Origin of the sequence: Pandoraea sp. LA3, assembly GCF_022696215.1 — a bacterium.
GTDB classification, from domain to species: Bacteria; Pseudomonadota; Gammaproteobacteria; order Burkholderiales; family Burkholderiaceae; genus Pandoraea; species Pandoraea capi.
Genome location: NZ_PTPY01000034.1, coordinates 65,288 through 89,174 on the forward strand (window position 1 = coordinate 65,288; position 23,887 = coordinate 89,174).

Consider the following 23,887-nt stretch of genomic DNA (forward strand, 5'->3'; position numbering starts at 1 on the left):
ATTCGGTATAAAAAGTGAAGAAGGCATTAAAATGTCACATAAGTACAAAAAATATACTTACTTTTAAAGATGTGAGTGTGCGATGAAAGAGAATCTGTCCGGCTGTTCGGTCGAAGAATCGATGCGTATTCTCGGGGGACGCTGGCGCCTGTTGCTTGTGTCGTATCTGCTCGACGGCCCGAAGCGGTTCAACGATCTGCGTCGCGACGTTCCCGGCATCTCGCAGCGCATGCTGACACTGGATCTGCGCGCGCTGGAAGACGCGGGGCTGATTACGCGCACGGTATATCCGACCTCCCCCGTCAAGGTCGAATACGCGCTATCGGCAGATGGCGAGCGACTGCGCCCGGTGGTCGAAGTGATGAAGGAATTCGGCCTATGGCTGAAGGCACGCGACGAGTCGTCGTAATCGCCGGATCCTCCGGAAAGGAGCCCGGGCGAACCGTCGGGATATACCCGAAGCCTCCGGGACGTGGCACGCGCTACGGGTATGTCCGGCGGGCTTGAGCGGGTCGCGATCCGCCCCTACGGCCTGCCCCCGGTGGAAATTGGGGTAGCGGTCTGCAAATGACTGACTACACTTCCTAAATGCATACGGCGCATGGAGACCGCTCAAGACGGTTCGCAATGCCAAGTTCCAGGGTTTCATCGGAGCCCGGCAGATGCAGGAAGTGCGCCGTACGAAGGTAAAAATGGGGCCAGTGGAATAGCGATTCCATTCCTTCACGGGAGGCATGTCCATGACGTGCCTGAACAAATGGATGATAGGCGCCTGTGTCCTCACGCTTAGCGGCGTGGCGATGGCCGATGGCGCCGACTCGGGTTCATCCGAACAGATGATGATGGCCAATCTCGGGCCCTCACCGCTACCCGTATATGTCCCGCCACCGCCCGCGCCTGTTTCCGTCGCAGCGGTTCCGGCCGTTCCCGTCACGCTCTATCCGTTCGGCCGGGAAGGCCAGGAGACAGCGCAGCGCGTCGACCGAATGTCGCAAGCCGATACCAACGCCTTCCTCTACACGCGTATCGAAGCGATCAACGGCGCGGTGCATCCCAACGACCATCGTCCCGCCGACTGGATCGAGTCGACGCCGGCCGCCGATGCGGCGGCTGCGGCCAAAGCCTCGCGAAGTTATCTGAGCATCGGACCGAACCAGTCGCCACAGTTGTCGCTGGTGCAATGGAACAACGCGGACGACAAACTCGGCTCCGATCCCAAGCGGGGACTCTCGCTGAAGACGGAAGACTGGACCGTTTCCGCGAGCGCAAAAATCCCGATTCTTCGTCAGAAGGATCTCGGCGCGACGGTCTACGTCAAACGCCGCTTCTGAAGCCTGGGCCTAGCCTTTTACCTCACATCTCGCCACACAATGCAAATGGCCGACGGTTGTCCGCCGGCCATTTGGTTTCGCACCGTCAGCGCAAGGCTTAAGCGGTCGGCTTCACCGCCGTCACGTCGATCTCCACCAACCACTCGGGGCGCGCCAGCGCCTGCACCACGATACCCGTCGAGACCGGGAACACGCCCTTGAGCCAGCGTCCCATCACGTTGTAGACGGCTTCGCGATATCGCGGATCGACGATGTACACCGTGACCTTGCAGATGTCCGCGAGCTCGCTGCCGCATTCGTCGAGCAGCATCTTCACGTTGGCCATCGCCTTTTCGGTTTGCGCCGTGACATCGCCGATACCGACGGACTCACGGGTGTCGAGATCCTGACCGATCTGTCCGCGCAGATAGATGGTGTTGCCCGCGATCACCGCCTGGCAAAGATCGTTGTCGAGCTTCTGTTCCGGGTAGGTCTCACGCGTGTTGAACTTACGGATTCGAGTGTGCGTCATGTTGTCTCGTGTCTGAAAGCGATGTGTCCTGCGCTCAATGCGCGAGGATTTTCGAGAGAAAGCGTTTGGCGGCAGGACTGGCGGCGTCGTTGAAGAACACGTCCGTCGGACTGTCTTCGATGATCGCGCCGTCCTCCATGAACACCACGCGATGCGCCACGCGTCGCGCGAAGCCCATCTCATGGGTGACAACCATCATCGTCATGCCTTCGCGGGCGAGTTCGACCATCACGTCGAGCACCTCGTTGACCATCTCCGGATCGAGGGCCGATGTCGGTTCGTCGAACAGCATCGCCATGGGATCCATCGACAGCGCCCGCGCAATGGCCACACGCTGCTGCTGACCGCCGGACAACTGGCCGGGATACTTGTGCGCGTGCGCCGAGAGACCCACGCGATCGAGCAGCGCACGCGCCTTGGTGCGCGCCGACGTGGCATCGCGCCCCAGCACGATCTGCTGCGCGAGCGTGAGATTGCGCGTGAGGTCCAGATGCGGGAACAGCTCGAAGTGCTGAAAGACCATGCCGACTTTGCTGCGCAGCTTCGGCAGGTCCGTCGATTTCGCGGTGAGCGACGTTCCTGCCACCACGACGTCGCCCTTCTGAAACGGCTCCAGCGCGTTGACGGTCTTGATCAGCGTCGACTTGCCGGAACCGGACGGTCCGCACACCACCACGATCTCGCCCTTGCCGACATGCGTCGAGCACTGCTTGAGCACGTGGTGCGCGCCGTACCACTTGTCGACGCCGCGAATGTCGATGATCGGTTGTGCGTTGCTCATTTGTCGAAGTGTCCCGCGCGAATCGACGCGCCGATCAGGTTGAGGATCAGACGGCCGGCCGTCACGCACGAGATCAGGTTGGCGTCGTCCTTCTCCGGCTGAATCTCGACGATGTCCATGCCGACGACACGGCCCTTGCGCACCAGACCGTGGATCAGTTTGCGCGCCTGCACGAAGGTCACGCCGCCCGGCGCCGGACCGGCGACCGCCGGCATCGTCGACGGATCGAGGCCGTCCGCGTCGATGGTGAGGTAGTAGTTGCCGCCGTCGGGAATGCGATCGAGCACGGCGTCCATGCCGATGTCGTGCAACTCGTACGCCGTGACCAGCTCCGCACCGTACTCGCGCGCCGCAGCGAGATCCTGCGGACGGCCGCTGCCCTGCGCACGCAGGCCGATCTGGATGATGCGATCGACGTGCGCCATTTCGGAAGCGCGACGGATCGGGCTCGACAGGCCTTCGCGCACGCCGTTGACTTCGTCGCGCCAGTCCAGATGCGCGTCGATGTGCACGAGCGTGATCGGCCCCTTCTGGTCGAGACCGCGCAGCACCGGCGTGGTGATGCCGTGATCGCCGCCCAGCACGATGGGCATCGCACCACCGGCGGCAATGCGGCGCACGGCAGCTTCGGCGCGCGCATAGTGCTCGCCCGGCTTCGACAGATCGGGAACGATGTCGCCGCAGTCGACGAAGCGAATGTCCTTGCGGCCTTGCAGCAGCGGGCCGTCGATATCGAAGTCGTAGTGCTCGGGACGACGCACCACACGATCCGTCGCCTGACGAATCGCAGACGGCGCATTCGTCTGATCGTTGCTGAAGTCGGAGGCAGCGTACGGTGCGCCGTATGGCATGCCGAGCACGGCGATGTCGGCCTTCAGGTTATCGATGTCGAGATCGAGCTCCGAGTACAGCAGCGTCGGATGACCAGTGCGCGGGGCAACGGTGTAAGTCGTCATGAGAGTTGTCCTTTTCCTTTGGCGGGGAGTGTCGATAAAGCGGGGACGTCAGGTGTGCGGGTACGTCGCCCGACAACGGTTTCCAGACGTCGCCCGACACCGGCCAGCAAGACACTGCTGAGCCAGTAGATCAACGCCGTCGTGCCGAGCACTTCGACGTAAGCGAATGTGTTTGCCGTGAGCAGATTGCTCTGGTAAGTCATCTCGGGCAGGCTCATCACCGAGAAGATGGCCGAGTCCTTGAACATCATGATCACGAGGCTCGTCGTCGGCGGAATCAGAAAGCCGAACAACTGCGGCGCGATGATGTGTCGTTGCGTCTGCCAGTACGTCATGCCGAGCGAGAGCGCCGCATGCGTCTGTCCGCGCGCCACGCTGCGCAATGCCGCACGCAGGATTTCGCAGAAATACCCGCCGGTGTAGAACGCCGTGCAGCCGACCGCAACCGTCATCGCCGAGGCACTCACCCCCAGCTTCGGCAACCCGAAGAACGACAGATAGACGAGGATCAGATACGGGATGTTGCGCACCAGCTCGACGTAGCCGAGCGCGATGGGACGCAGCAGCGTGCGCGACTGCGCCGCATAGGCGGCGACGATCCCGACCACGACCCCGATGGGGATGCCGATGACGCTCACCAGCGCCGTGATGCGCAGGCCTTCGAGCAGAACGGGAACGGCTTCCCGGACGATGGAGAAATCAATGGCCATGGGGCAGCATCCTGGAGACCCGGCGCTCGCAAACGCGCGACGCGGCCGAAATGCAGAACAGAAGCACGAAGTACACGGCCGCCGTAATCGCGAAGACCTGCAACGGCAGATCCGTCTGCAACGTGGCGTTGCGCGCGACGGTCGCCAGTTCGGGCACCGCAATGATCGACATCAGCGACGACGCCTTGAGCAGAATCGTGAACTCGCTGGTGAGCGGCGGAATGGCGCGATAGATGACTTGCGGCAGCAGCACGTGCCGCCAGACCTGCGTCGCGCGCATGCCCATGGCGTACGCGGCCGAGCGTTGCCCGTACGAGATCGTGCCGAGCGCACCGCGCAGGATCTCGACGATGTAGGCGCTCGTATTGCACGCCAGCGCCGCCACACCGGCCGTCACCGGCGAGATCGAGATATCGAGCAGCGCGGGCACCATGTAGTACGCGATCAACATGTGGATCAGCGCCGGCGTGCCGCGAATCAGGCTGACCCACAGCACGACGAATGCGCGCAGCGGCGCAATCGGCGAGATGCGCGCGAGCAGCAGCACGATCCCGAGACCCAGACCGATCACGAAGGCCCCTGCCGAGGCGGCCAGCGTAATCGCCGTTCCCGACACGACGCCTTCGAGAAACGGTTGGATCACGCCGCCCATGTCAGACATCCCTAGCCCGGCGAACATGGCGGCGGACGTCAAATCGCACCTTGCGGCAGATAGTTCTCGCGCGGCGTGTCCATCGGGCCACCGAACCACTTCTGCTGCAATGCGGCGAGCTTGCCGTTGGCACGGAACTCGTCGAGCGAATCGTTGATGAACTTGCGGATTTCGAGATCGTTCGGGTTTGCCACCCACGCGAGCAACTTCGGCTGACCGATGGTGCCGGCGATGCGAAACGCGTTGGGTTGCTTGCGCATCTGCACTGCCGCGATGTTCGACGGCATGAGCGCCACGTCGATGGTCTTGTTGGCGAGCGCGTTGGAGACATCCGGATACGCCTGGAACAGGCGCGTACCCGCATAGCCCTTGCCCGTCTTCGCCTTGAGTTCCTTTTCGAACTCGTCGGCCACCGGTTGCGACGACGAGCCCATCTGCGTGCCGATGGTCTTGCCCGCGATGTCCATATCGCCCTTGATCGCCGTTTCGTCGACACGCACCATCAACACCGAGCGCACCACGCCGACCGGCTGGCTGAAGGCAAAACGTTTGGCGCGCTCCGGCGTGATGCCCACACTCGTCGCCACGAAATCGAACTTGTGCGACATCAGGCCGGGCAACAGGCCCTGGAACGGCAAATTCATCTGTTCGAGCTTCACGCCGAGCTTCGCGGCCATGAGTTCGAGCACGTCGTGCCCATAACCGACCACCTGACCGTTTTCCACGAACTCGAACGGTTCGTAAGCGGCCTCGGTACCGACCGTCAGCTTGCCGCGCTTCTTGATATCGGCGAGCGTGCCGCCTTCGGCGAAGGCCAGCGTGGGCAGGGCCGGGAGGGTCACTGCGGCGCTCGATGCAAGCGCCGCCTTTACAAAGGATCGTCTGGACCAGGTCTTCATTGCTTGCCTCGCGTCATGTGGGTTGGGTAGCTGACGGGCGTCTTCCGGCAGTGCCCGGTTCGATGCGCCTCTGTAATTCAATGTATGCGGGCAAAAAGATCATGAAAAATGATTTTTTTATTGGTATGGTTTCAAAAAATGAAACCTTTTGAAGTGCGCGAGTGGCGGGGGTTTGCTTGGTGTTCGGCAGGCGTTCGGACGTGGACGGGCGGGAGTCATCGAGGAGTGGGTGCGAGGAGTGGGTGATGGCAAATCGGGATTTCAGTGAGCGAGACTTGCGCTCGTTGCGCATCTTCTGCGCAGTGGCGCAGGCGAGCGGTTTTGCGGCGGCTGAGAAGCAGTTGAACATGTCGAAGGCGTCGATCAGCCGACATATCCGTGAAGTCGAGGAGACGCTTGGCACGCGCCTGTGCGAGCGCGGGCCGTCCGGCTTCGTGCTCACGCATGCGGGCAAGGTCGCGCTGGAACTGGCGCGCGACGCGCTGAAGTCGCTGGAGCGGATCCGTCCGGAAATCGATGCCGTGCGTGGCGTGCTGTCAGGCACGTTATCCATCGGGATGGTCGAGCACATCCTGTCGGATGTCGGCTGTCACATCCCCGAGGCGCTGGATGCGCTCAAGACGCAGGCGCCCGATGTGAAAGTCGAGCTGACGGTGATGACCTTCAATGAACTCGATCTCGCGCTGCGCGAGCGCCGTGTGCAGATCGCGATACGGGGGATGTACCGGCGTGAAGCGGGGTTTCACTATCAGCCGCTGTTTATCGAGCGTCATCAGTTGTATGTGGCGAAGCATCGGGTCAAGGACGCGTCGACACTACCGCTCGTCTATCGGACACAGCCGTTCGTGCATGAAGCGCTCAACACGCTGGGACTGACGCGCGGGCCGACGGCCTCGGGACTGGAGGCGGTGGCGATGCTGGTGCTGTCGGGACACTATGTGGGGTTGCTGCCGCAGTACTACGCGGGATCGTTCGCGAAGCGCCACGCGTTGGTGCGGGTACCCGCCGGGCCGGAATACGAGAACGCGATCAGCGCGATTACGGAGGCGTCACGCCCGAGAACGCGGGCGCTGGATTTGTTTCTGGATCTGCTGGCGCAATGTCATTCACAGACGCAGCAGACGTGACGACAGGTCGGTCGGCGCACGACGCTCACTGATCGAACAAGGCGTACGACGTGACCGCTGCCGTGCGCGTAATCTGCGAGATGAGTTTCGTCACGGCCAGCGACGGCTCGAAGCTGCGAAAGATGGCGGAGATTTCAGAATGAATCGGCGGACCCGCCAACGGCTTGAAGACCACGCCGGGGATCGCCGTCGCGCCGACGAGCACGTCGGGCACGATGGCCACGCCCTCGCCTAACGCCACGGCCGTCAAGACCGCGATCAACGATCCCGGCGCGGAACCGATGATCGGCGTGAATCCGCCGCGACGCGCCACTTCGAATGTCCCCAGCGTCTGCTCGGGATTGATGAAACGCTCGCCGTCCAGCGCTTCGGCATCCACCGCGCCCGACGGATTCGCCAGCGAATGCCCCGCAGGCAACGCCACGCAGAAACTGTCCCGGAACAGGACGTGTGCACGATGCCGGTTATGCAGGTTGATCGGCATGCGGACCAGCGCGACGTCGAGACGGTTGTCCACGAGCATCGCCGGCGACTCGTGCTGCGACACTTCCTTCGCGGTCACGATCACCCCCGGCCACGCCTGCCGGAAGGCAGCGAGTTGCGTCTGCAAGACGCCCGAGAACACCGCCGAGCCGATGTAACCGATCTCGATACGCCCCGTCTCGCCGCGTCCGGCGCGCTGCCCCGCCTGCACGGCGTGCTCGGCCTGAGCGAGCACCTGCTTCGCTTCGAGCAGGAACATCTCGCCAGCGGGCGTGAGACGCACGTCGCGACGGCTTCGCGCGAACAACTGCACCCCCAGCATGCGTTCGATGTCCTGAATCTGCACGGTCAGCGTGGGTGCGGCAATGTCCAGCGCCTGCGCCGCGCGCCCGAAATGCAGCGTCTGCGCCAACGTCACGAAGTAGCGAAAGTGCCGTAATTCCACCGGAATCCCCACAGTTTGTTATGCGTTGTCAGCCATGCTACCGCGCGGCGCTCCGGACGTCATTGTTCGTTTCATTAGGTTCAACCTAATAAGTTTGCCGACGCCCGGCAATGACGCGTCGCCCCCTCGCGTGATCGAATGCACACACGCTTCGACACACTCGCCCTTGCGAATCTCGATATGACAACGCAACTTCAAACTGGCTCACCCGACACCCCGTCTTCGTCGACGGGCAGCCTCGCGCTCCTGCTCACCGCCTCGACCGGCTGCGCCATGACGGTGCTCGACACCAACGTCGTCGGCGTCGTGCTGCCGACCATCTCGGCGCAACTGCACGCGAGCTTCGCCGAAGTGCAATGGGTCATCGGCGCGTACGTGCTGTGCTTCGCCGCGTTGCTCCTGCCCGCCGGGTCCATCGCAGACCGCTTCGGCCGACGCCGCGTATTCCTCTGCGGCATCACCGGCTTCGCGCTCGCGTCGCTCGCCTGCGGTCTTGCGCCGACGGCACAGTGGCTCTATCTCGCGCGCGCCGCACAAGGCATCGGGGCTGCGTTCCTGCTGGCGCCCGCGCTCGCCATCATCGGCCACGGCTTCCATGAGAAAGAGGCGCGTGCCCGCGCGTGGGGACTGTGGGGCATGGTGATGGGACTGACGATGGTGCTCTCTCCGCTCATCGGCGGCGTAATCGGCGACACGCTCGGATGGCGCTGGGCGTTCCACGTCAACGCACCGATCTGCGCCCTGCTCGGTCTGGCGGTCGTGCGCATCGTGCCCGAGTCGAAAGCCGAGGGACAACGTCGTATCGACGTGCCCGGCATCGCACTCTTCGCGAGTGCGATGTTCTGTGTGACGTGGGCGTTGATCGCCGCGCCTGCCGCCGGCTGGAGCAGCCCCGGCATTCTGACGCGCTTCGCTGCCGGGGCCATCCTCTTTGCGATCTTCGCTGCCGTGGAGCGCTCGCGCGCGCATCCCATGCTCGACCTGTCGCTGTTCCGCTCGTGGCCGTTCGCAGGCGCAACGCTTGCCATGTTTTCTTACGCCGCATGCGCGCAGGTCATGGCTTCGCTGCTGCCGCAGTTTCTTCAGAACGCGCGCGGTGAAACGGTGCTGGGCGCCGGCATCGCCATGCTGCCGTTCGCGGTCGCGATGCTGTTGCTGCCGCAGGTCGGCAAACGACTCTCGTCGCATCTGCCGTCCCATCGGATTCTCGTGCTGGGGCTGACACTGACCGGCCTGGGTAATGCCGCGATGGCGTACGTCTCGGCGCAAGGACTCGGGCATTCGGCATTACCGCTGATGGTGGCGATGTTCGTGCTCGGCAGCGGTGGCGGCTTGCTCAACGGCGAGACCCAGAAGGCCATCATGGGGACGATTGCGCGGGACCGGGCGGGGATGGCCTCGGGCATCAGTACGACGTTCCGCTTCTCCGGCATTCTGCTCGGATACACCGCACTGGGCGCGGTGCTGAGCGCGGGCGTGCATCGCAGCGTCGCCGCGCATGTTCCGGCGCTGGTGGGCGCCACGCAGGGTGACGTCGCCACACGCATGGACTTTGCCGACGCGATCTCCGCCGGTGATTTCACGCAGGCGCTGCATCTGTATCCGGCGACGCTGAGTCAGGCGCTGCTCGACGCCGGGCGCAACGCTTACGCGAGCGGCTTCAGCGGCGCATTCCTCGGCGCGGGTGTCTTCGCCGTGCTGTGCGCGTTGGCCGTGCACCTGAGCATGGGACGCGCCGAGGCCCGCGAAACGCCCGAAACGCGCGCCGCACAGGTATCACGCTCCTCCTGAACGTTCCCCGATGTGGTGTCGATCAGGCGCTGGCCGACACGACGCCCAACGTCTCGCCCACCGTCACGGCGAGAAAGTCCGCCAGCGCACGGCGCGACGCCGATGCCGGGCCGCCGCCATCCACCAACGCGATTTCCGACGGCGGCGGTGGTGGCAAGGCCTCGCAGACCCGGTGATCCGGCAACAACACGGTCTCGGGCAACACCGACACCCCGAGACCGGATGACACCGCCGCCTGAATGCCCGTGAGGCTGTGGCTGCCAAAGGCCATGCGCCACGGACGCTGCGCCGCATCCAGACTCCGGATCGCCCGCTGTCGGTAAATGCAGCCTTGGGGAAACAGCGCCAGCGGCACGGGGGCATGCACCATGTCGTCAGCGTCGGCATGGCTTCCCATCGCCCAGACCAGCGTCTCGGGCCACGCCATCAGACAGTCGCCCTGTCCCGGCTCGCGCTTCACGAGCGCAAGCTCCAGATCGCCCGCACCCAGACGCTCGCGCAGATCGGTGCTCATCCCTGCCACGATCTCCAGACGAATGTCGCCGTGGCTCTGCACGAAGCGCGACAGCATCTCGGCCATGCGGCGAGCGTCGATGTCTTCCGGCAGCCCGACACGCACCGTCGATACCCGGCTGTCGTTTTCCATCGCATCGACGGCTTCCATCGAGAGCGCCAACAGCTTGCGTGCGTACTGCGCGAGCAGTTCGCCGTGGAGCGTCGGGGTGACGTTCACGCCGGAGCGATCGCGCATGAGCAACTGGCGGCCGACGTCGTCCTCCAGCCGCCGGATCTGCTGACTCACGGTCGACTGCGTGCGATGCACCCGTTCCGCTGCGCGCGTGAAACTGCCTTCGTCCACAACGGCAACGAGGGTCTTGAGCAGGCCGAGATCCAGCATGGCAGCACCATATTTACATATTCGATAAGTGTCACATTTTAATTTAATTTCAGAATATGCGGCGATCCGACTACGCTGACGGCATCCCATCCATTTCCTCGCTATGGAGCCACGTCATGTCGCAACCCTCCGAATCGCTGAAGAACAGCCCGCGCCCGCAGTGGCTCACCTTCGACTGCTACGGCACCCTCATCCAGTGGGACGAGGGCCTGCGCGACGCCGTCACCCGCATTCTGCAAAGCAAGCCGGGGCACAACATCGGCACGGCCGATCTCATCTCGACGTTCGATCACCACGAACACACGCTCGAACAAACGCCGCCCCATCGCGCGTTCCGTGAAGTTGCCGGCGAGGGGCTGCGCCTTGCGTTGCAGGATCTGGGGCTGCAAGCCTCGCCGCAGGACATCGAAGTGCTGACGGGCAACATCTCCGCGATGCCGCCGTTCCCCGAAGTCGTGCCGACGCTCGCGGCGCTGGGGGCGCGCGGCTACCGCCTGTGCATCGTCTCCAACACCGACGACGACATCATCGCGGGCAACGTCGCGCAGTTGGGCGGGCATATCGATCGCGTCATCACCGCGCAGCAGGCCGGCGCATACAAACCGAACCGGCGTCTTTTCGACTACGCCCACGAGCAGCTTGGCGTGACGAAGGACGAGGTCGTCCACATCTGCGCAAGCCCGCATCTCGATCATGCGGCCGCGCGCGACATCGGGTTTCGCTGCGTCTGGGTGGATCGTGGCACGGGCCGTCGTCCGCTGCCCGACTACACGCCGGACGCGACCGTCGCCACGCTCGATGCCGTGGTACCGTTGTTCGACGCGTTCGGCTGGTAATCGGGAAGCCAATCCGGAAGCTACTCGGAAAACGATGCAGAAGACTCGCAATCACCGGATGCGACGGCAGGCGCAAGCGTACCGTCGCTCACGTGGAGACTGACATGGCGCATACGCTCTCACTGAACGCGGGCGACACCTCGCGTCGCCTCGACCACGACGTCGATCTCGACTCACCCGCCGTGCGCACCGCCCGCGAAGAACTCGCGGCATGCTTCCGGCTCGCCGCCATGCACGGCTTCGAGGAAGGCATCTGCAATCACTTCTCGGCAATGCTGCCAGGCAGCGACCGCTGGTTCCTCGTCAATCCTTTCGGGCTGGCGTTCGAAGAGGTCACCGCATCGAGCTTGCTCGTATGCGACGTCGAAGGGCACGTCGTCGCGGGCGACGGGGTTCCCGAAGCCACGGCGTTCTACATCCATGCCCGATTGCACAAGGCGAACCCGCGCGTGCGCGCTGCGTTTCATACGCATATGCCCTGGGCGACCGCACTCGCGATGAGTGAAGGGGACCCTCTCGTGTGGGCGGGACAGACAGCGCTCAAGTTCTACGGACGCACCGTCGTCGATACCGACTACAACGGGCTCGCGCTGGGCAACGAGGAAGGCGACCGCATTGCCGCCGCCATGGGCGACGCGGACATCGTCTTCATGAAGCATCACGGGGTGATGGTGGCCGGACCCAACATCGCCGAAGCGTGGGACGACCTCTACTATCTGGAGCGCGCCTGCGAAGTGCAGTGCAAGGCGATGAGCACGGGCCGCGAGCTTCGCGCCGTGCCGGAAGCCATCGCGCGACGCACCGCCGCCGAGATGCGCGCAGGCGATCCGCACAGCGCTCGCGCTCACCTTGACAGCGCCATGCGACGCCTGCGTGCTGCCGGGGTACCCTTCGACCGCTGATCGCGGTACGTCGCGAAAGGTTGGCGCGCCGGACCGTCATCCAACCCGGAACCGGCTCGCTGACTGACGTCACCTCACAGACCCACGATCTCCTGACGGAACGTCTGACATACCTCGCGCACGGCCTGCGGGTCATGCGGCACGGGCAGCGCCGCCATGGCGCGGAAGAACGCGTCGTGACAGGCCGGCGTCGACACGAGCAACATGCGCGCGATCGTCAGTTGTTCGTTGACGAAGCCGTGCACATCGCCCTTCGCGACGTTCACCACGTCGCCCGCCATCACTTCCCTCGTCATGTCACCGACGGTAAAGCGCAGACGTCCATGCGTGAGCACGAACGTCTTCTCTTCATCGAGCGAACGGTGCATCGGCGCGCCGCCCTGCGGATTGACGGTCATGTCCATGATCGTGAGATCGCGCTCGTGATGCTCGCCGCGATCGTGCACACCTGCGATGAGGCGGACATCCATGTTGGCGAACGACACTGTATCGACGTGCGGATTGAATTCGGATTGCATGAAACGGACGACTCCTTCGTGTCAGGGGGAATGCCTTCATTCTGGCGATCTCTCACTTGCGAGAAAAGACGTCTAAAATTGGCAGGACTTGCCAATCAAATGGACAATCAATCTCGATGGATCTCAATGGAACGCTGGCGTTCGTGACCGTGATCGAACGCGGCTCGTTCTCCGCAGCGGCGCGCGCCCTCGATATTCCCCGCTCGACGGTGAGCGCTCGCGTGGCCTCGCTGGAAGCCCATCTGGGCGTTGTCCTGCTGCGTCGCACGACACGCCGCATCGCGCTCACCGACGATGGCCGCGATTATTTCGAACGCACGGCGCCCGCGATTCAGGCGTTGCGCGACGCTGAGCAGACTGGCGCCGCCAGTCCATCGGCCAATCGGGCATTGACGGGTTCCCTGCGCATCGGCGTGCCGTTCGACTTCCCGTTCGATGCACTGAGCGTCGCCATCACGACGTTTCGGGTCATGCATCCCCGCGTTCGCTTCGACGTGCTGGTCGACGACAGCGTGAGCGATTTCGTCGACGACAATCTCGACATGGCGATTCGCGGCGGCAACCCCGGCGGGGATCACGTCATTGCGCGACGCATCGCCACGTTCGGCTTCGCGCGCTTCGCCAGCCCCGCGTTCGGCAAGTCGCGGAGCAAGCGCGTCAGCAAAGACGACACGCCGAGCGCCACGCACGACATCCCGCAACTCATCTTCCGCCCGCGCGCGGGGTCGCCGGCATTGTCGCGTTCGACTGCGCGCATTCCAACGCACCCGCCGCACCCGCCACAACCCGACTACGCCGTTGCGACGAACAGCTTCGCCCTGCTCAGGCAGTTGGCGTTGCATGGTGCCGGAGCGGCGGTGCTGCCCGCGCATACTTGCGACGACGACGTCGCGAACGGAAGGCTGCTCAACCTGCCGTTCAACGTCGGCGATACCAGAGATACGCAAGCCGGTCTCTATCTGGTCTATCCTTCACGGCGTGAGCTCACCGCGAAGGTCAAGGCGTTCTCCGACCATCTCGTCGATCATCTGGAGACGCGCGGCGCCTCAGACCCGAAATCTGCCTCGAAAGCGCCGTCTCACCAAGTGAGAAAGCCCGTAAAACAAGGCTGAGCGCCCGACATTCGGCCCCCGGCGCACGTGAGGGCCTCACGACCGCACGCCCGGCACTAAGCAAAGCAAAAAGCATCAGTTGGGCGTACAGCGGCACGCTTCTAGAATGGACGCGTCGTCCTTTCTCTGTCGGGAGCTGTCGTGTCCAGTCGTTCTGTCCCGGGCGTGTGCCTTGCCGCCGCCGTCGCGCTTGCACCGCTTGCGTCCTCCTTTGTGTACCCTGCCTCCATCGTTTCGTTCCCACGCCAACATTCTGGAGATCAGGTATGAGTCAGCTTCCCGCACCGGTGCTCGATCACGTCGTCATCAACGTCAAAGGCGAGCTTGAAGCGTCCGTCGATACGTACCGCCGTCTGGGCTTCGCCCTGACCGAGCGCGGTCATCACTCGCTCGGCACCAGCAACCATCTGGCGATCTTCGGGGAAAACTATCTCGAACTGCTCGGCTTCGAGGCGGGCAAGTCGACCGCACGCCCCGACGTCACGCAAGCGCCGCTCGGCCTGACGGGGCTCGTCTTCAAGACGCAGGATTCGCACGGCCTTTACGCGACGTTGCAGGAACGCGGCATCGGCGTGGAAACGCCCGCCGAATTCTTCCGCCCGGTGCGTCTGCCGGACGGCACCACGCAAGACGCCCGCTTTCGCACCGTGCGGCTGGCCACCGAACTCGTGCGCAATGGCCGCACGTTCTTCTGCCATCACTTCACGCCCGAGCATGTCTGGCGCGACGAATGGCGCGATCATCCGAACGGCGCGACGGACATCGTCGGCTTCGTGATCGCGTCGCCGAATCCCGCGGTCACCGCTGCGCTCTACGATCGCGTCTTCGGTCCCGGCATCCTCACCGCCGCCGGCGAGACGGGGTATGCGTTCACCGCAGGGCGCGCTCGCGTGCACTTCGTCACCCCCATCGAAGCCGCGCAACGCTTCGGCAAGGTCGAAACGACGGACGACGGCAGCGAGCGCAGCGTCGCGCTCATCCTGCGCACGCGCTCCCTCGCACAGACGCAAGCCACGCTGCGCGAGAACGGCGTGCCGTGGACGACGCTCGACGACGGCTCCGTGCTGGTGGCCGCCGCCGACGGCTTCCACGTGGCGCTTCAGTTCGTCGAAGGGGACACGCCGTGAGCACGCAACCGACATGGTGGCAGGCGTTCGGCGTCGACTATGCCGACGCACGTCAGCGCTTTCGCAGCGCGGCTGACCGCGCAGGCGCGGACCTGAGCACCTATGTCCATCCGAGCGCCAAAGCACCGGACGGCAGTGATCTGACGGTCGACGTAGCGCGGTTGGGTACGGCGCATGCGCCGCACCAGTTGCTCGCCATCAGCGGCACGCACGGCCTCGAAGGCGGCGCAGGATCGGCGGTGCAGACCGCATGGCTCACACACGCGGCAGCAACGCTGGCGCCGGATGTCGCCGTGACCTTTGTCCATGCGATCAATCCGTACGGTTTCGCGCACACCACACGCACGACCGAAAACAACGTCGACCTGAACCGCAACTTCATCGACCACGACCGGCCGCATCCGGTCAATCCGCATTACGCGTCGCTGCACGACCATCTCATTCCTGCCGAGTGGACGACAGAAGGACTGGCGCAGAGTGCACGCGCCGTCGACGCGTTCCGCGCCGAACACGGTCCCGACGCCCTCTTCAACACGCTCGCGAGCGGTCAGTACACACACGCCGACGGCCTCATCTACGGCGGACGCGCGCGCGAATGGTCGAACGTGACGTTGCAGACGATTGTCGAGCGCGAGCTGTCGCAGGCACAGCGCATCGGCCTGATCGACTGGCACACGGGCATCGGGGAATACGGCGAGCCGTTCTTCCTGTGCTTCAACGCCGAGGACAGCGACGCACAACGCGAGGCCGCCCGCTGGTGGGGCGCCGAGCGCGTGCTGAATCAGCGCCCGCATGGACTGCAACGTCCGGACTATCAGGGGCTGGTATTCCGGGGTGTCGAGCAGTTTGCGAAGGGACGTCCGGTGATCGGCGCAGTGGTCGAGTTCGGCACACGCGGCTCGAATGCCAGTCAGGCCAACCGCCTCGACCAATGGCTGCGTTCGCGCGCCGGGGCCAATCCCGATCCGGTGCGTGATCGCCAACTGCGCGCCGACGTGCTGGACGCTTTCGTGCCGGTGTCGTCCGTGTGGCGCAGCAGTGTGCTCACGCACGGGTTGCAGATCACGGCGCAGGCGCTGCAAGGCCTCGCCACGCGCGAATAGGTCAATAGGCGAACAGGTCACGGACGCGCATGAGCGCCTGACACCGCCTCACCCTCTCCGTTTTTCAACAAGGATCGGCGTCTGCCCGAGGGGCTCGCTCATTCTGAATTCGACTCAAGAACCGACATGAAAGCCATCGTATTGCGTGAACACGGCGACAACAGCGCGCTGAAACTCGAAACCGACTTCCCGGACCCCGTTGCGGGCGAAGGCGAAGTGGTGCTGCGCGTGCGGGCGTCGTCGCTGAACTATCACGACGTCTTCACGCGGCGCGGCATGCCTGGCATCAAGCTGCCGTTCCCGGTCATCATCGGCCTCGACGTCGCGGGGGAAATCGCCAGCATCGGCCCCGGCGTGCAGGGCTGGTCGGTCGGCGATCGCGTGCTGGTCGATCCGATCAACCGTGTAACCGGCGGCCTCGTCGGCGAGACGACGCACGGTGGTCTGGCCGAACTGTGCCGTGTGCCCGAGCATCAACTGGTGCGCCTGCCGGACGGCGTCTCGTTCGACGACGCGGCAGCGCTTCCCGTCGCTTACGGAACCGCGCTGCGCATGATGCAGCGCATCGGTCAGATCAAGGCCGGCGAGCGCGTGCTGATCCTCGGGGCGAGCGGCGGCGTGGGCGTGTGCGCGGTTCAGCTCGCCAAGCTCGCGGGCGCGGAAGTCATCGCCTGCGCCGGTTCGCGTGAGAAAGGCGAGCGCCTGCGCGAACTGGGCGCGGACGACATCATCTATTACACCGAAGAAGACTTCGTCGAGGTGATCCGCACGCGTTACGGCAAGGCCGCGCGACGTCGCGGTGCGGCCAACAACGGCGGCGTCGATGTGGTCGTGAACTTCACCGGCGGCGACACCTGGACGCGCTCGCTGCGCACGCTGCGTCAGGGCGGTCGTGTGCTCACGTGCGGCGCTACCGCCGGTTTCGATCCCAAGGAAGACCTGCGCTTCATCTGGACCTTCGAGTTGCAGATTCGCGGCTCGAACGGCTGGGAGCGCGAAGACCTGCATGAACTGCTCGACCTCGTCGCGAGCGGCAAGCTGCGCGTGCTGGTCGACAAGAAGTGGCCGCTCGAAGACGGCGCCCAGGCACTCGCCTCGCTGGAAAACCGCCAGATCGTCGGCAAGGTATTGGTGGGCGCATGAGCACGACGACCCAAACCCTCTCGGTCGCACAGGTTCAGCAAGCCTTCGACAACTCGACGTTCATCGCCTGGCTCGGCATGCGCGTCGTCTCGCTCGATCACGACGCGCAGATCATCGAAGTCGAGATCCCCTTTCAGGCGTCGTTCGAGCGCGGCAAGGGCACACGTCAGTGGCATGGCGGCCCGCTCGCTGCCGTGATCGACACGGTCGGCGACTTCGCGGTCGGCATGCTCGTCGGCCGGGGTTTGCCGACGGTCAACTTTCGCGTCGACTACCTGCGCCCGGCCATCGATACCGACCTGCGCGCTGTTGCGCGGGTCCGTCGACTCGGCAAGAGCATCGGTGTGGCAGACGTCGATCTGTTCAACGCGCAAGGCGCGCTCGTCGCCATCGGCCGGGCGAGCTACGCCACGTTGCCGCCTGCCTGATTCGCTTCACCGGACCGCTCGTCCGCTTGTCCGTTTGACGGCGCCTGCAAGATCGCACCGGCGCCGTGTTTTTCCGGAGTTCACCATGCGTAAGTCCCGGGGTCTGTCCCGTCGTCAGTTTCTCTATCGCAGTGCGACCGGCGCGCTGGCCGCCACGTCCGCCACGCTCGCGGGCACGGCCGGCTGGCTGGTGTCGCCGACACGCGCCTTCGCGGCAGACGCTACGCCGCGCATACCACGTTCTGGCGGCACGCTCGTCGCGAGCTGGGGCGGACTGGAACCGCAAGCGCTCTTCGTGCCGGGCGGCGGCGGGTCCAGCCCGTTCATGACGTCGACGAAGATTCTCGAACGTCTGCTCAAGATCGACGAGAAGCTCGCGTTCCAGCCCGTCCTCGCGACGGACGTTCGCGCGTCGGCCGACTTCAAGACGTACACCGTCACACTGCGCAAGAACGTGCTGTGGCATGACGGCAAGCCGTTCACGGCCGACGACGTCGTGTACAACGTGCAGGAGCACTGGAAGCCCATCGCTGCGGGCGTTGCGCTGAAGTCGCTCAAGCGCGTGAGCGCGACCGATGCGCACACCGTCAAGCTGGAATTCTCCACCCCGGTGCCGGAGTTCTTCTTCAAGTCGATCCTGGCCGGTCAGTATCAGGTGGTCGTGCCGAAGCATCTGTACGAAGGCAAGGACATCATCACGAATCCGCTGAACAACGCCCCGGTCGGCACCGGACCGTGGAAGTATGGTCAGTGGGTACGCGGCAGCTACGTCTCGTACACGCGCAACACGCAGTACTGGAACGCCGCGCAGCCTTATCCGGAGAAGCTCATCATCCGCTGGTGGGGCGATCCCGCATCGCGCTCCGCCGCGCTGGAGACGGGCGAATTGCAGGTGGCCTTCTCCAACCCAGTACCCGCACGCGACATCGATCGCCTTGTGAAGACGGGCAAGATCGCCGTGGACACGCGTGGCTACGAGAACGCGGCGTGGACGGTGACCGTCGAGTTCAATCAGCGCCGCGAGCACGTGAAACGTCGTGAGGTGCGTCAGGCGATCCTGCACGCCATCGACCGCAAGTTCATCATCGACACGATCTATTTCGGACGCGGCAAGCCCGCCGTCTCGCCGATCTTCCGCACCAACCCGCTGTTCTTCACCGACGACGTGCCGAAGTACCCGTTCGATCCCGCCAAGGCCAATGCGCTGCTCGACGCCGCCGGCCTGCCGCGCAAGAACGGCTCGCGCTTCACGATCAATCTGGTCGCCGCCGCGTGGTTCGAGGAGAACGCCAAGCTCGGCCAGTACCTCAAGCAGGCGTTGCAGGACATCGGCATCACCGTGAAGCTCGATTCACTCGACCGCGCCACCGCGCTCAAGCGCATCTACAGCGATTACGACTACGACATCGCCGTCTCGAATTTCACCGCGCCGCTGGAACTCGTGCCGGTCGTGACGCAGTTCTTTACGACCGACGGCATCGTCAAGGGCGCCGCGTTCCGTAACGCGACCGGTTACTCGAACCCGGCGATGGACGCCCTCGTCGACAAGCTCACCGTGGAGACGGACAACGCGAAGCGTCAGAAGCTCGCGCACGACTTTGCGCGACTGGCCGCCACCGACGTGCCGCTGGTGCCGCTCGTCGAGATGGAGTCGTTCACGCTCTCGCGCACCAACGTTCGCAACGCGACGACCAGCGCCAACGTGCAGGGCGACGCGCTGGCCGACGTCTGGCTCGCCTCGTAAGGAGCCGACTGCCATGGTGACGCGTCTGCTATTGCGCCGCATCGTTCAGGCCGTGCCGCTGCTGCTCGGCGTGATCGTCATGAACTTCTGCCTGATCCAGTCGGTGCCCGGCACGTTGCTCGACGTGATGACCGCCGAGCAACAGGTGACCGATCCCGCACTGATCGAGCGGTTGCGCGTGACGTATGGCATGGACAAGCCGCTATGGCAGCAACTGCTGCACTACATCAACTCGGTGGTGCATCTCGATCTCGGCTATTCGTATCGTCACAACCTGCCAGTGTTCGACGTGATCATGGCGCACCTGCCCGCCACGCTGGTGCTGATGCTGGCGAGCCTGCTGATTGCCGTGGTCGTGGGCGTGGCGGCCGGCGTCATCGCCGCCGTGAACGTGAACACGTGGCGCGATACGCTCGTCTCCATTGCCGCCGTGGTGTGCTTCGCCGCGCCCAGCTTCTGGCTCGGGATCATGCTCATCATCCTGTTCTCGGTGAAGCTCGGCTGGTTCCCCGTGGGCGGCATGACCACCATCGGCATGGACTACGGCACCGGCCTCATCGGCGCGTGGCATGCCTCGCTCGACGTGTTGCATCACCTCGCGCTGCCCGCACTCACACTCGGCCTCTTCTACGCGGCGACTTACGCGCGGGTCATGCGGGCATCGATGCTCGAAGTGGCCCGTCAGGATCACGTGCGCACCGCACAGGCCAAGGGTCTCACCCGACGCGCCGTGATCACGCGACACATGGTGCGCAACGCGATGCTGCCGGTCGTCACGCTGCTTGGCCTTCAACTCGGCACGGTGCTGGGCGGCAGCATCGTCGTGGAGGCGGTTTTCAGTTGGCCCGGCATCGGCGGTGTGCTGTTCGACAGCGTGATGAGCCGCAATTACCCGGTCGTGCTGGGCTTGCTCGTGCTCAGTTCCGCGCTCGTCATCGTCGCGAACATTGCCGTCGATCTGATTTACACGCGACTCGATCCGCGCATCCGCACGCATGGCGTGTGAAACCTCGGCCCGTATCGTGCTTTCCCGTAATGAACTGGCTTGCCTTATGACGTCTTCCGCCGAACCCGCTCTCGATGCGCTCGCCACGCGCAACGCCTCCGACCTGCCACGCGCCGCACGGCGCGGCGCCCATGCGTGGCGTCAGTTCGCGCGCCACGGCGGTGCCGTCGCCGGTGCGCTGCTGCTCGCCGTCATCGTGATCGTCGCGCTGTGTGCGGGCTGGTGGTATCCCGGCGATCCGCTGCGTATCGTGGCCGCGCCGGAGATCTGGCCCTTCGAGCAATGGCAATACCCGCTCGGCACCGATGCGCTCGGGCGCGACATCGCCGCCATGCTCGCCCACGGTGCACGCGCAACGCTCGCCATCGGCCTCGTGGCGAGTGTCGCCGCCACGGTCATCGGCGTATCGATCGGTGCGATGGCCGCGTGGTGGGGCGGATGGATCGACGAAGTGCTGATGCGCTTCACCGAACTGTTCCAGATCGTGCCCAACGTGGTCTTCGTGCTCACGGTCGTCGCCATCCTCGGCCCGCGCATCGAGAACACCATCATTGCCGTGGCGTTGGTCTCGTGGCCCGCCATCGCGCGTCTCACACGAGCCGAGTGTCTGTCGTTCAAGTCGCGCGAATTCGTGCAGGCATGCCGCACTGTCGGGCTTTCGCCGTGGCGTATCGCGCTGCGTGAGGTGCTGCCGAACGCACTGCCACCCGTGCTCGTGATGGGCACGCTGGTCGTGGCGGGCGCCATTCTTTACGAATCCGTCGTGTCGTTTCTCGGACTCGGCGATCCGAACATCGCGAGTTGGGGACGCCAGATCGGCGAGGGCCGCACGCTGATCCGCTCGTCCTGGTACCTGTGCGCCGAACCCGGCATCGCCATCATGCTCGCCGTACTTGCACTCAACCTCGTGGGCGACGGGCTGAACGACGCCCTGAATCCCGCGCTACGGAAGAAACGCTGAACATCGCGCCCTCGCGCATTGCCCCCTATTGCCGTTATTGCCCCTATTGCCCGACGCAAATTTATGACTCACCGCTGGCACAACCTCGGCGACCTCGTCGACCGAACCCTCAGTCTCGAGACGACGGCCATCGTCGACCTGCGAGACGACACGCATCCGCGCACTTACACGCACGCCGACATCGACCGTCTGGCCAACGGCGTCGCCACGGCATTGCGCGCTCGCGGGTTGCCCGACGGCGCACACGTCGCTATCGCCTCGCTCAATCGTGCCGAATACCTCATCGCCTACTTCGGCATCATGCGCGCGGGCTACGTCGCGGTGCCCATCAACATCAAGCAATCGCGCGAGATCCTGGATTACGTGATCGACGATGCGGGTATCTCGCTGGCCTTCGTCGATGGCGCGCGGCACGAGGCGCTCGCCGCACGCGTGCCCGTCATCGATTTCGACGATGCGGGGCCGGACGGCTTCGCCGCACAGATTCCGCCGGCCGACTTCGATGCCGTGCGGCCGGACGACAACCGCGTCGCCCAGATGCTCTACACGTCCGGCTCCACCGGCAAACCGAAAGGCGTACCGCTCACGCACACCGGTCAGTTGTGGGCATTGGGCGCGACCTATGTGCGGCCAGAGCATCCGTCGACGGAGCGCTATCTGCTCGCGCAACCGCTGTTCCACATGAACGGGCTGTTCATGGCCAAGCGCGCCTTCTCCGTGAATGGAACGCTGGTGATCCTGCCGTCGTTCGATGTGACGTCCTATGTCGACGCGCTGGAGCGCTATCGCATCACCGTGTTGACGGCCGTGCCGACGATGTTCGCGCGGCTCGTCAAAGATTCGCAGACACTCGCCGGTCGCGACGTCTCGTCGCTCAGGCGTGTGATGCTCGGCTCCGCCCCCATGAGCACGGCGTTGCTTGCGCGCATTCAGGCGGCGTTCCCGGAGACGCATATCCATCACGGTTACGGCACGACGGAAGCGGGGCCGAGCATCTTCGGTCCGCATCCTGACGGCATCCCGCTGCCACCGCTCGCGCTGGGCTATCCGCTCTCGCCCGACGCGGTGAAGCTCGTCGACGGCCCCGACGCGAATCAGGGCGTGCTGTGCATGCGCAACCCGGCGGTGATGCACGGCTATCACCGACTGCCCGAGAAGTCCGCACAGGTGCTCGACGACGGCTGGTACTACAGCGGCGACGTCATGCGACGCGATACCAACGGCTTCTTCTACTTCGTGGGACGCGCCGACGACATGTTCGTCTGCGCCGGCGAGAACATCTATCCGGTGGAAGTCGAGAAGTTGCTGGAGGCGCATCCGGAGGTGCGTCAGGCGAGCGTGGTGCCGTTGCCCGACGAGGAACGTGCCGCCGTGCCGGTCGCCTTCGTCGTGCGTCAGCCCGGCAGCACGCTGAGCGCTGAGGATCTCAAGCAGCACGCGCTCGCCAACGGTCCGGCGTATCAGCATCCACGCCGCGTGGCTTTCGTCACCGAACTGCCCTGGGCGGGGACCAACAAGGTCGACCGTCATGCCCTGCTGCTGCAGGCGCGCACGCTCGAAGCCTCCCAAGGGTGGAGCGACGGCCGTGCCAACGCTCTCACGCTCACCGGAGCCCATGCGTCATGAGTCTTCTCACCGAATCCAGCGATCCGATCCGTCTCGACGGGAAGGTCGCGCTCGTCACCGGCGCCAGCCGTGGCATTGGCCGTGCCATCGCCATCGCGCTGGCGGCACGCGGCGCAACACTCGGCGTGCATTACAACGCGGCATCCGCCGACGCCGAAACACTGGTCGCACAACTCGTCGCCAGCGGCGCGCGGGCCTTCGCGGTGCAGGCGGATCTCGCGTCTGCCGATGGCGCGCAGCAGCTAGTGGAACGTTTCATCGGCGCACTGACCGCGCACGACCTGCCGCCGCAGTTCGACATCCTCGTGAACAATGCGGGTGTCGGTTTGCGCGCTCGCATCGATGCGGTGACGCCCGAGGATTTCGACCGTGTCCTGCAAGTCAATCTCAAGTCGCCTTTCTTCCTTATCCAGCATGCCCTCCGGCATGTGAAGGACGGCGGACGCATCGTCAACGTCTCCTCCATGGGCACGCGAGCGGCCTATCCGGAAATGAGCGTCTATGCACCAGCGAAAGCCGGGCTGGAAGCGTTGACGCTGTCGCTTGCCGCCGATCTCGGCGCCCGTGGCATCACCGTGAACGCCGTGCTGCCGGGGGCGACGGCCACGGATCTGAACAAGCGCGCGAGCGACCCGGTGGCGCGTCAGGTCATCGCGCAAACGGTCGCACTCGGCCGTGTGGGCGAGCCGCGCGACATTGCGGACATCGTGGCCTTCCTCGCCAGCGATGCTGGCCGCTGGATCACCGGCCAATCCATCGACGCGAGCGGCGGACAGCGCCTCTGATATCGGTCAGAA

The 23,887-nt window shown here is 64.6% G+C and carries 25 protein-coding genes; 16 read left to right on the top strand and 9 right to left on the bottom strand.

All coding sequences use genetic code 11. The features are described 5' to 3' along the window. The first annotated feature begins 82 nt into the window (after positions 1–82). Together C5N93_RS14490 and C5N93_RS14495 are read left to right on the top strand one after the other, a co-directional pair. On the top strand, positions 83–409 hold the full coding sequence (locus tag C5N93_RS14490) for a helix-turn-helix domain-containing protein (RefSeq protein ID WP_242559814.1): 327 nt from the start codon (positions 83–85) through the stop codon (positions 407–409). Positions 410–740: 331 nt separating this feature from the next. After that, positions 741–1,331, top strand: a complete 591-nt coding sequence (locus C5N93_RS14495) for a hypothetical protein (protein ID WP_139133016.1) — start codon at positions 741–743, stop codon at positions 1,329–1,331. A gap of 97 nt (positions 1,332–1,428) precedes the next feature. Here C5N93_RS14495 and C5N93_RS14500 read toward each other — a convergent pair whose 3' ends face one another. From C5N93_RS14500 to C5N93_RS14525, 6 genes are read right to left on the bottom strand one after another with little or no spacing between them, the layout of a single operon-like run. Continuing rightward, positions 1,429–1,842, bottom strand: coding sequence for a RidA family protein (locus C5N93_RS14500; protein WP_150723435.1), 414 nt, complete (start codon positions 1,840–1,842; stop codon positions 1,429–1,431). 34 nt (positions 1,843–1,876) lie between these two features. Beyond that, complete coding sequence (locus C5N93_RS14505) at positions 1,877–2,605, bottom strand: amino acid ABC transporter ATP-binding protein (RefSeq protein WP_139133031.1); 729 nt, start codon at positions 2,603–2,605, stop codon at positions 1,877–1,879. A 14-nt stretch (positions 2,606–2,619) separates the two neighbouring features. Next, positions 2,620–3,579 (bottom strand): agmatinase, encoded by a 960-nt coding sequence (locus C5N93_RS14510; protein ID WP_069340201.1) that lies wholly within the window; start codon positions 3,577–3,579, stop codon positions 2,620–2,622. Continuing rightward, positions 3,576–4,289, bottom strand: a complete 714-nt coding sequence (locus C5N93_RS14515) for an amino acid ABC transporter permease (protein WP_069340202.1) — start codon at positions 4,287–4,289, stop codon at positions 3,576–3,578. Before C5N93_RS14515 ends, C5N93_RS14510 begins: the two co-directional genes overlap by 4 nt. Further along, entirely contained in the window at positions 4,279–4,950 is a 672-nt protein-coding gene (locus tag C5N93_RS14520; RefSeq protein WP_150723495.1) for an amino acid ABC transporter permease, read from the bottom strand. Before C5N93_RS14520 ends, C5N93_RS14515 begins: the two co-directional genes overlap by 11 nt. Positions 4,951–4,979: 29 nt before the next feature. Next, complete coding sequence (locus C5N93_RS14525; RefSeq protein ID WP_069340203.1) at positions 4,980–5,840, bottom strand: transporter substrate-binding domain-containing protein; 861 nt, start codon at positions 5,838–5,840, stop codon at positions 4,980–4,982. A 245-nt stretch (positions 5,841–6,085) separates the two neighbouring features. Here C5N93_RS14525 and C5N93_RS14530 point away from each other — a divergent pair, with 245 nt between their 5' ends. Beyond that, positions 6,086–6,967, top strand: coding sequence for a LysR family transcriptional regulator (locus C5N93_RS14530; RefSeq protein WP_240493399.1), 882 nt, complete (start codon positions 6,086–6,088; stop codon positions 6,965–6,967). Between the two features lie 25 nt (positions 6,968–6,992). Here C5N93_RS14530 and C5N93_RS14535 read toward each other — a convergent pair whose 3' ends face one another. Continuing rightward, positions 6,993–7,895, bottom strand: coding sequence for a LysR substrate-binding domain-containing protein (locus C5N93_RS14535; protein ID WP_242559815.1), 903 nt, complete (start codon positions 7,893–7,895; stop codon positions 6,993–6,995). A 180-nt stretch (positions 7,896–8,075) separates the two neighbouring features. On the opposite strand from C5N93_RS14535, the gene C5N93_RS14540 reads away from it, so the two are divergent. Then, the gene (locus C5N93_RS14540; RefSeq protein ID WP_242559816.1) at positions 8,076–9,686 is read left to right on the top strand and encodes an MFS transporter; all 1,611 of its coding nucleotides are present in this window, start codon (positions 8,076–8,078) and stop codon (positions 9,684–9,686) included. A 22-nt stretch (positions 9,687–9,708) separates the two neighbouring features. On the opposite strand, the gene C5N93_RS14545 is transcribed toward C5N93_RS14540, so the two are convergent. Beyond that, positions 9,709–10,584 (bottom strand): LysR substrate-binding domain-containing protein, encoded by an 876-nt coding sequence (locus tag C5N93_RS14545; RefSeq protein ID WP_242559817.1) that lies wholly within the window; start codon positions 10,582–10,584, stop codon positions 9,709–9,711. Between the two features lie 116 nt (positions 10,585–10,700). On the opposite strand from C5N93_RS14545, the gene C5N93_RS14550 reads away from it, so the two are divergent. Next, the gene (locus C5N93_RS14550) at positions 10,701–11,420 is read left to right on the top strand and encodes a haloacid dehalogenase type II (protein ID WP_242559818.1); all 720 of its coding nucleotides are present in this window, start codon (positions 10,701–10,703) and stop codon (positions 11,418–11,420) included. A gap of 104 nt (positions 11,421–11,524) precedes the next feature. Then, on the top strand, positions 11,525–12,322 hold the full coding sequence (locus C5N93_RS14555) for an aldolase (RefSeq protein ID WP_242559819.1): 798 nt from the start codon (positions 11,525–11,527) through the stop codon (positions 12,320–12,322). Between the two features lie 74 nt (positions 12,323–12,396). Here C5N93_RS14555 and C5N93_RS14560 read toward each other — a convergent pair whose 3' ends face one another. Next, positions 12,397–12,840 carry a cupin domain-containing protein gene (locus C5N93_RS14560; protein WP_242559820.1) on the bottom strand — a complete coding sequence of 148 codons (444 nt, stop codon included), beginning with the start codon at positions 12,838–12,840 and terminating at the stop codon, positions 12,397–12,399. A gap of 116 nt (positions 12,841–12,956) precedes the next feature. On the opposite strand from C5N93_RS14560, the gene C5N93_RS14565 reads away from it, so the two are divergent. From C5N93_RS14565 to C5N93_RS14610, 10 genes are all read left to right on the top strand, one after another. Next, the gene (locus tag C5N93_RS14565) at positions 12,957–13,952 is read left to right on the top strand and encodes a LysR family transcriptional regulator (protein ID WP_242559821.1); all 996 of its coding nucleotides are present in this window, start codon (positions 12,957–12,959) and stop codon (positions 13,950–13,952) included. A 266-nt stretch (positions 13,953–14,218) separates the two neighbouring features. After that, entirely contained in the window at positions 14,219–15,079 is an 861-nt protein-coding gene (locus C5N93_RS14570; RefSeq protein ID WP_242559822.1) for a VOC family protein, read from the top strand. Next, positions 15,076–16,182: a M14 family metallopeptidase gene (locus tag C5N93_RS14575; protein ID WP_242559823.1), complete on the top strand. Its 1,107-nt coding sequence runs from the start codon at positions 15,076–15,078 to the stop codon at positions 16,180–16,182. The genes C5N93_RS14570 and C5N93_RS14575 overlap by 4 nt, the downstream gene beginning before the upstream one ends. A gap of 126 nt (positions 16,183–16,308) precedes the next feature. Next, positions 16,309–17,325 carry a zinc-binding dehydrogenase gene (locus C5N93_RS14580; RefSeq protein WP_242559824.1) on the top strand — a complete coding sequence of 339 codons (1,017 nt, stop codon included), beginning with the start codon at positions 16,309–16,311 and terminating at the stop codon, positions 17,323–17,325. Beyond that, a complete protein-coding gene (locus C5N93_RS14585; protein WP_069340213.1) occupies positions 17,322–17,753 on the top strand; it encodes a PaaI family thioesterase in 432 nt (143 codons plus the stop codon). Before C5N93_RS14580 ends, C5N93_RS14585 begins: the two co-directional genes overlap by 4 nt. A gap of 85 nt (positions 17,754–17,838) precedes the next feature. Beyond that, positions 17,839–19,497: an ABC transporter substrate-binding protein gene (locus C5N93_RS14590; RefSeq protein ID WP_242559825.1), complete on the top strand. Its 1,659-nt coding sequence runs from the start codon at positions 17,839–17,841 to the stop codon at positions 19,495–19,497. Positions 19,498–19,510: 13 nt separating this feature from the next. Continuing rightward, positions 19,511–20,503 carry an ABC transporter permease gene (locus C5N93_RS14595; RefSeq protein WP_242559826.1) on the top strand — a complete coding sequence of 331 codons (993 nt, stop codon included), beginning with the start codon at positions 19,511–19,513 and terminating at the stop codon, positions 20,501–20,503. Positions 20,504–20,549: 46 nt separating this feature from the next. Further along, on the top strand, positions 20,550–21,464 hold the full coding sequence (locus tag C5N93_RS14600; protein ID WP_242559827.1) for an ABC transporter permease: 915 nt from the start codon (positions 20,550–20,552) through the stop codon (positions 21,462–21,464). A gap of 63 nt (positions 21,465–21,527) precedes the next feature. Next, the gene (locus C5N93_RS14605; protein WP_242559828.1) at positions 21,528–23,090 is read left to right on the top strand and encodes a class I adenylate-forming enzyme family protein; all 1,563 of its coding nucleotides are present in this window, start codon (positions 21,528–21,530) and stop codon (positions 23,088–23,090) included. Continuing rightward, entirely contained in the window at positions 23,087–23,875 is a 789-nt protein-coding gene (locus tag C5N93_RS14610; RefSeq protein ID WP_242559829.1) for an SDR family oxidoreductase, read from the top strand. The genes C5N93_RS14605 and C5N93_RS14610 overlap by 4 nt, the downstream gene beginning before the upstream one ends. Positions 23,876–23,887: the final 12 nt, after the last annotated feature.

Coding starts and splice junctions, on each gene's coding strand:
- C5N93_RS14490 (WP_242559814.1), top strand. CDS start 83: ATGAAAGAGAATCTGTCCGGCTGTTCGGTCGAAGAATCGATGCGTATT.
- C5N93_RS14495 (WP_139133016.1), top strand. CDS start 741: ATGACGTGCCTGAACAAATGGATGATAGGCGCCTGTGTCCTCACGCTT.
- C5N93_RS14500 (WP_150723435.1), bottom strand. CDS start 1,842: ATGACGCACACTCGAATCCGTAAGTTCAACACGCGTGAGACCTACCCG.
- C5N93_RS14510 (WP_069340201.1), bottom strand. CDS start 3,579: ATGACGACTTACACCGTTGCCCCGCGCACTGGTCATCCGACGCTGCTG.
- C5N93_RS14515 (WP_069340202.1), bottom strand. CDS start 4,289: ATGGCCATTGATTTCTCCATCGTCCGGGAAGCCGTTCCCGTTCTGCTC.
- C5N93_RS14520 (WP_150723495.1), bottom strand. CDS start 4,950: ATGTCTGACATGGGCGGCGTGATCCAACCGTTTCTCGAAGGCGTCGTG.
- C5N93_RS14525 (WP_069340203.1), bottom strand. CDS start 5,840: ATGAAGACCTGGTCCAGACGATCCTTTGTAAAGGCGGCGCTTGCATCG.
- C5N93_RS14530 (WP_240493399.1), top strand. CDS start 6,086: ATGGCAAATCGGGATTTCAGTGAGCGAGACTTGCGCTCGTTGCGCATC.
- C5N93_RS14540 (WP_242559816.1), top strand. CDS start 8,076: ATGACAACGCAACTTCAAACTGGCTCACCCGACACCCCGTCTTCGTCG.
- C5N93_RS14545 (WP_242559817.1), bottom strand. CDS start 10,584: ATGCTGGATCTCGGCCTGCTCAAGACCCTCGTTGCCGTTGTGGACGAA.
- C5N93_RS14550 (WP_242559818.1), top strand. CDS start 10,701: ATGTCGCAACCCTCCGAATCGCTGAAGAACAGCCCGCGCCCGCAGTGG.
- C5N93_RS14555 (WP_242559819.1), top strand. CDS start 11,525: ATGGCGCATACGCTCTCACTGAACGCGGGCGACACCTCGCGTCGCCTC.
- C5N93_RS14560 (WP_242559820.1), bottom strand. CDS start 12,840: ATGCAATCCGAATTCAATCCGCACGTCGATACAGTGTCGTTCGCCAAC.
- C5N93_RS14565 (WP_242559821.1), top strand. CDS start 12,957: ATGGATCTCAATGGAACGCTGGCGTTCGTGACCGTGATCGAACGCGGC.
- C5N93_RS14570 (WP_242559822.1), top strand. CDS start 14,219: ATGAGTCAGCTTCCCGCACCGGTGCTCGATCACGTCGTCATCAACGTC.
- C5N93_RS14580 (WP_242559824.1), top strand. CDS start 16,309: ATGAAAGCCATCGTATTGCGTGAACACGGCGACAACAGCGCGCTGAAA.
- C5N93_RS14585 (WP_069340213.1), top strand. CDS start 17,322: ATGAGCACGACGACCCAAACCCTCTCGGTCGCACAGGTTCAGCAAGCC.
- C5N93_RS14590 (WP_242559825.1), top strand. CDS start 17,839: ATGCGTAAGTCCCGGGGTCTGTCCCGTCGTCAGTTTCTCTATCGCAGT.
- C5N93_RS14595 (WP_242559826.1), top strand. CDS start 19,511: ATGGTGACGCGTCTGCTATTGCGCCGCATCGTTCAGGCCGTGCCGCTG.
- C5N93_RS14600 (WP_242559827.1), top strand. CDS start 20,550: ATGACGTCTTCCGCCGAACCCGCTCTCGATGCGCTCGCCACGCGCAAC.
- C5N93_RS14605 (WP_242559828.1), top strand. CDS start 21,528: ATGACTCACCGCTGGCACAACCTCGGCGACCTCGTCGACCGAACCCTC.
- C5N93_RS14610 (WP_242559829.1), top strand. CDS start 23,087: ATGAGTCTTCTCACCGAATCCAGCGATCCGATCCGTCTCGACGGGAAG.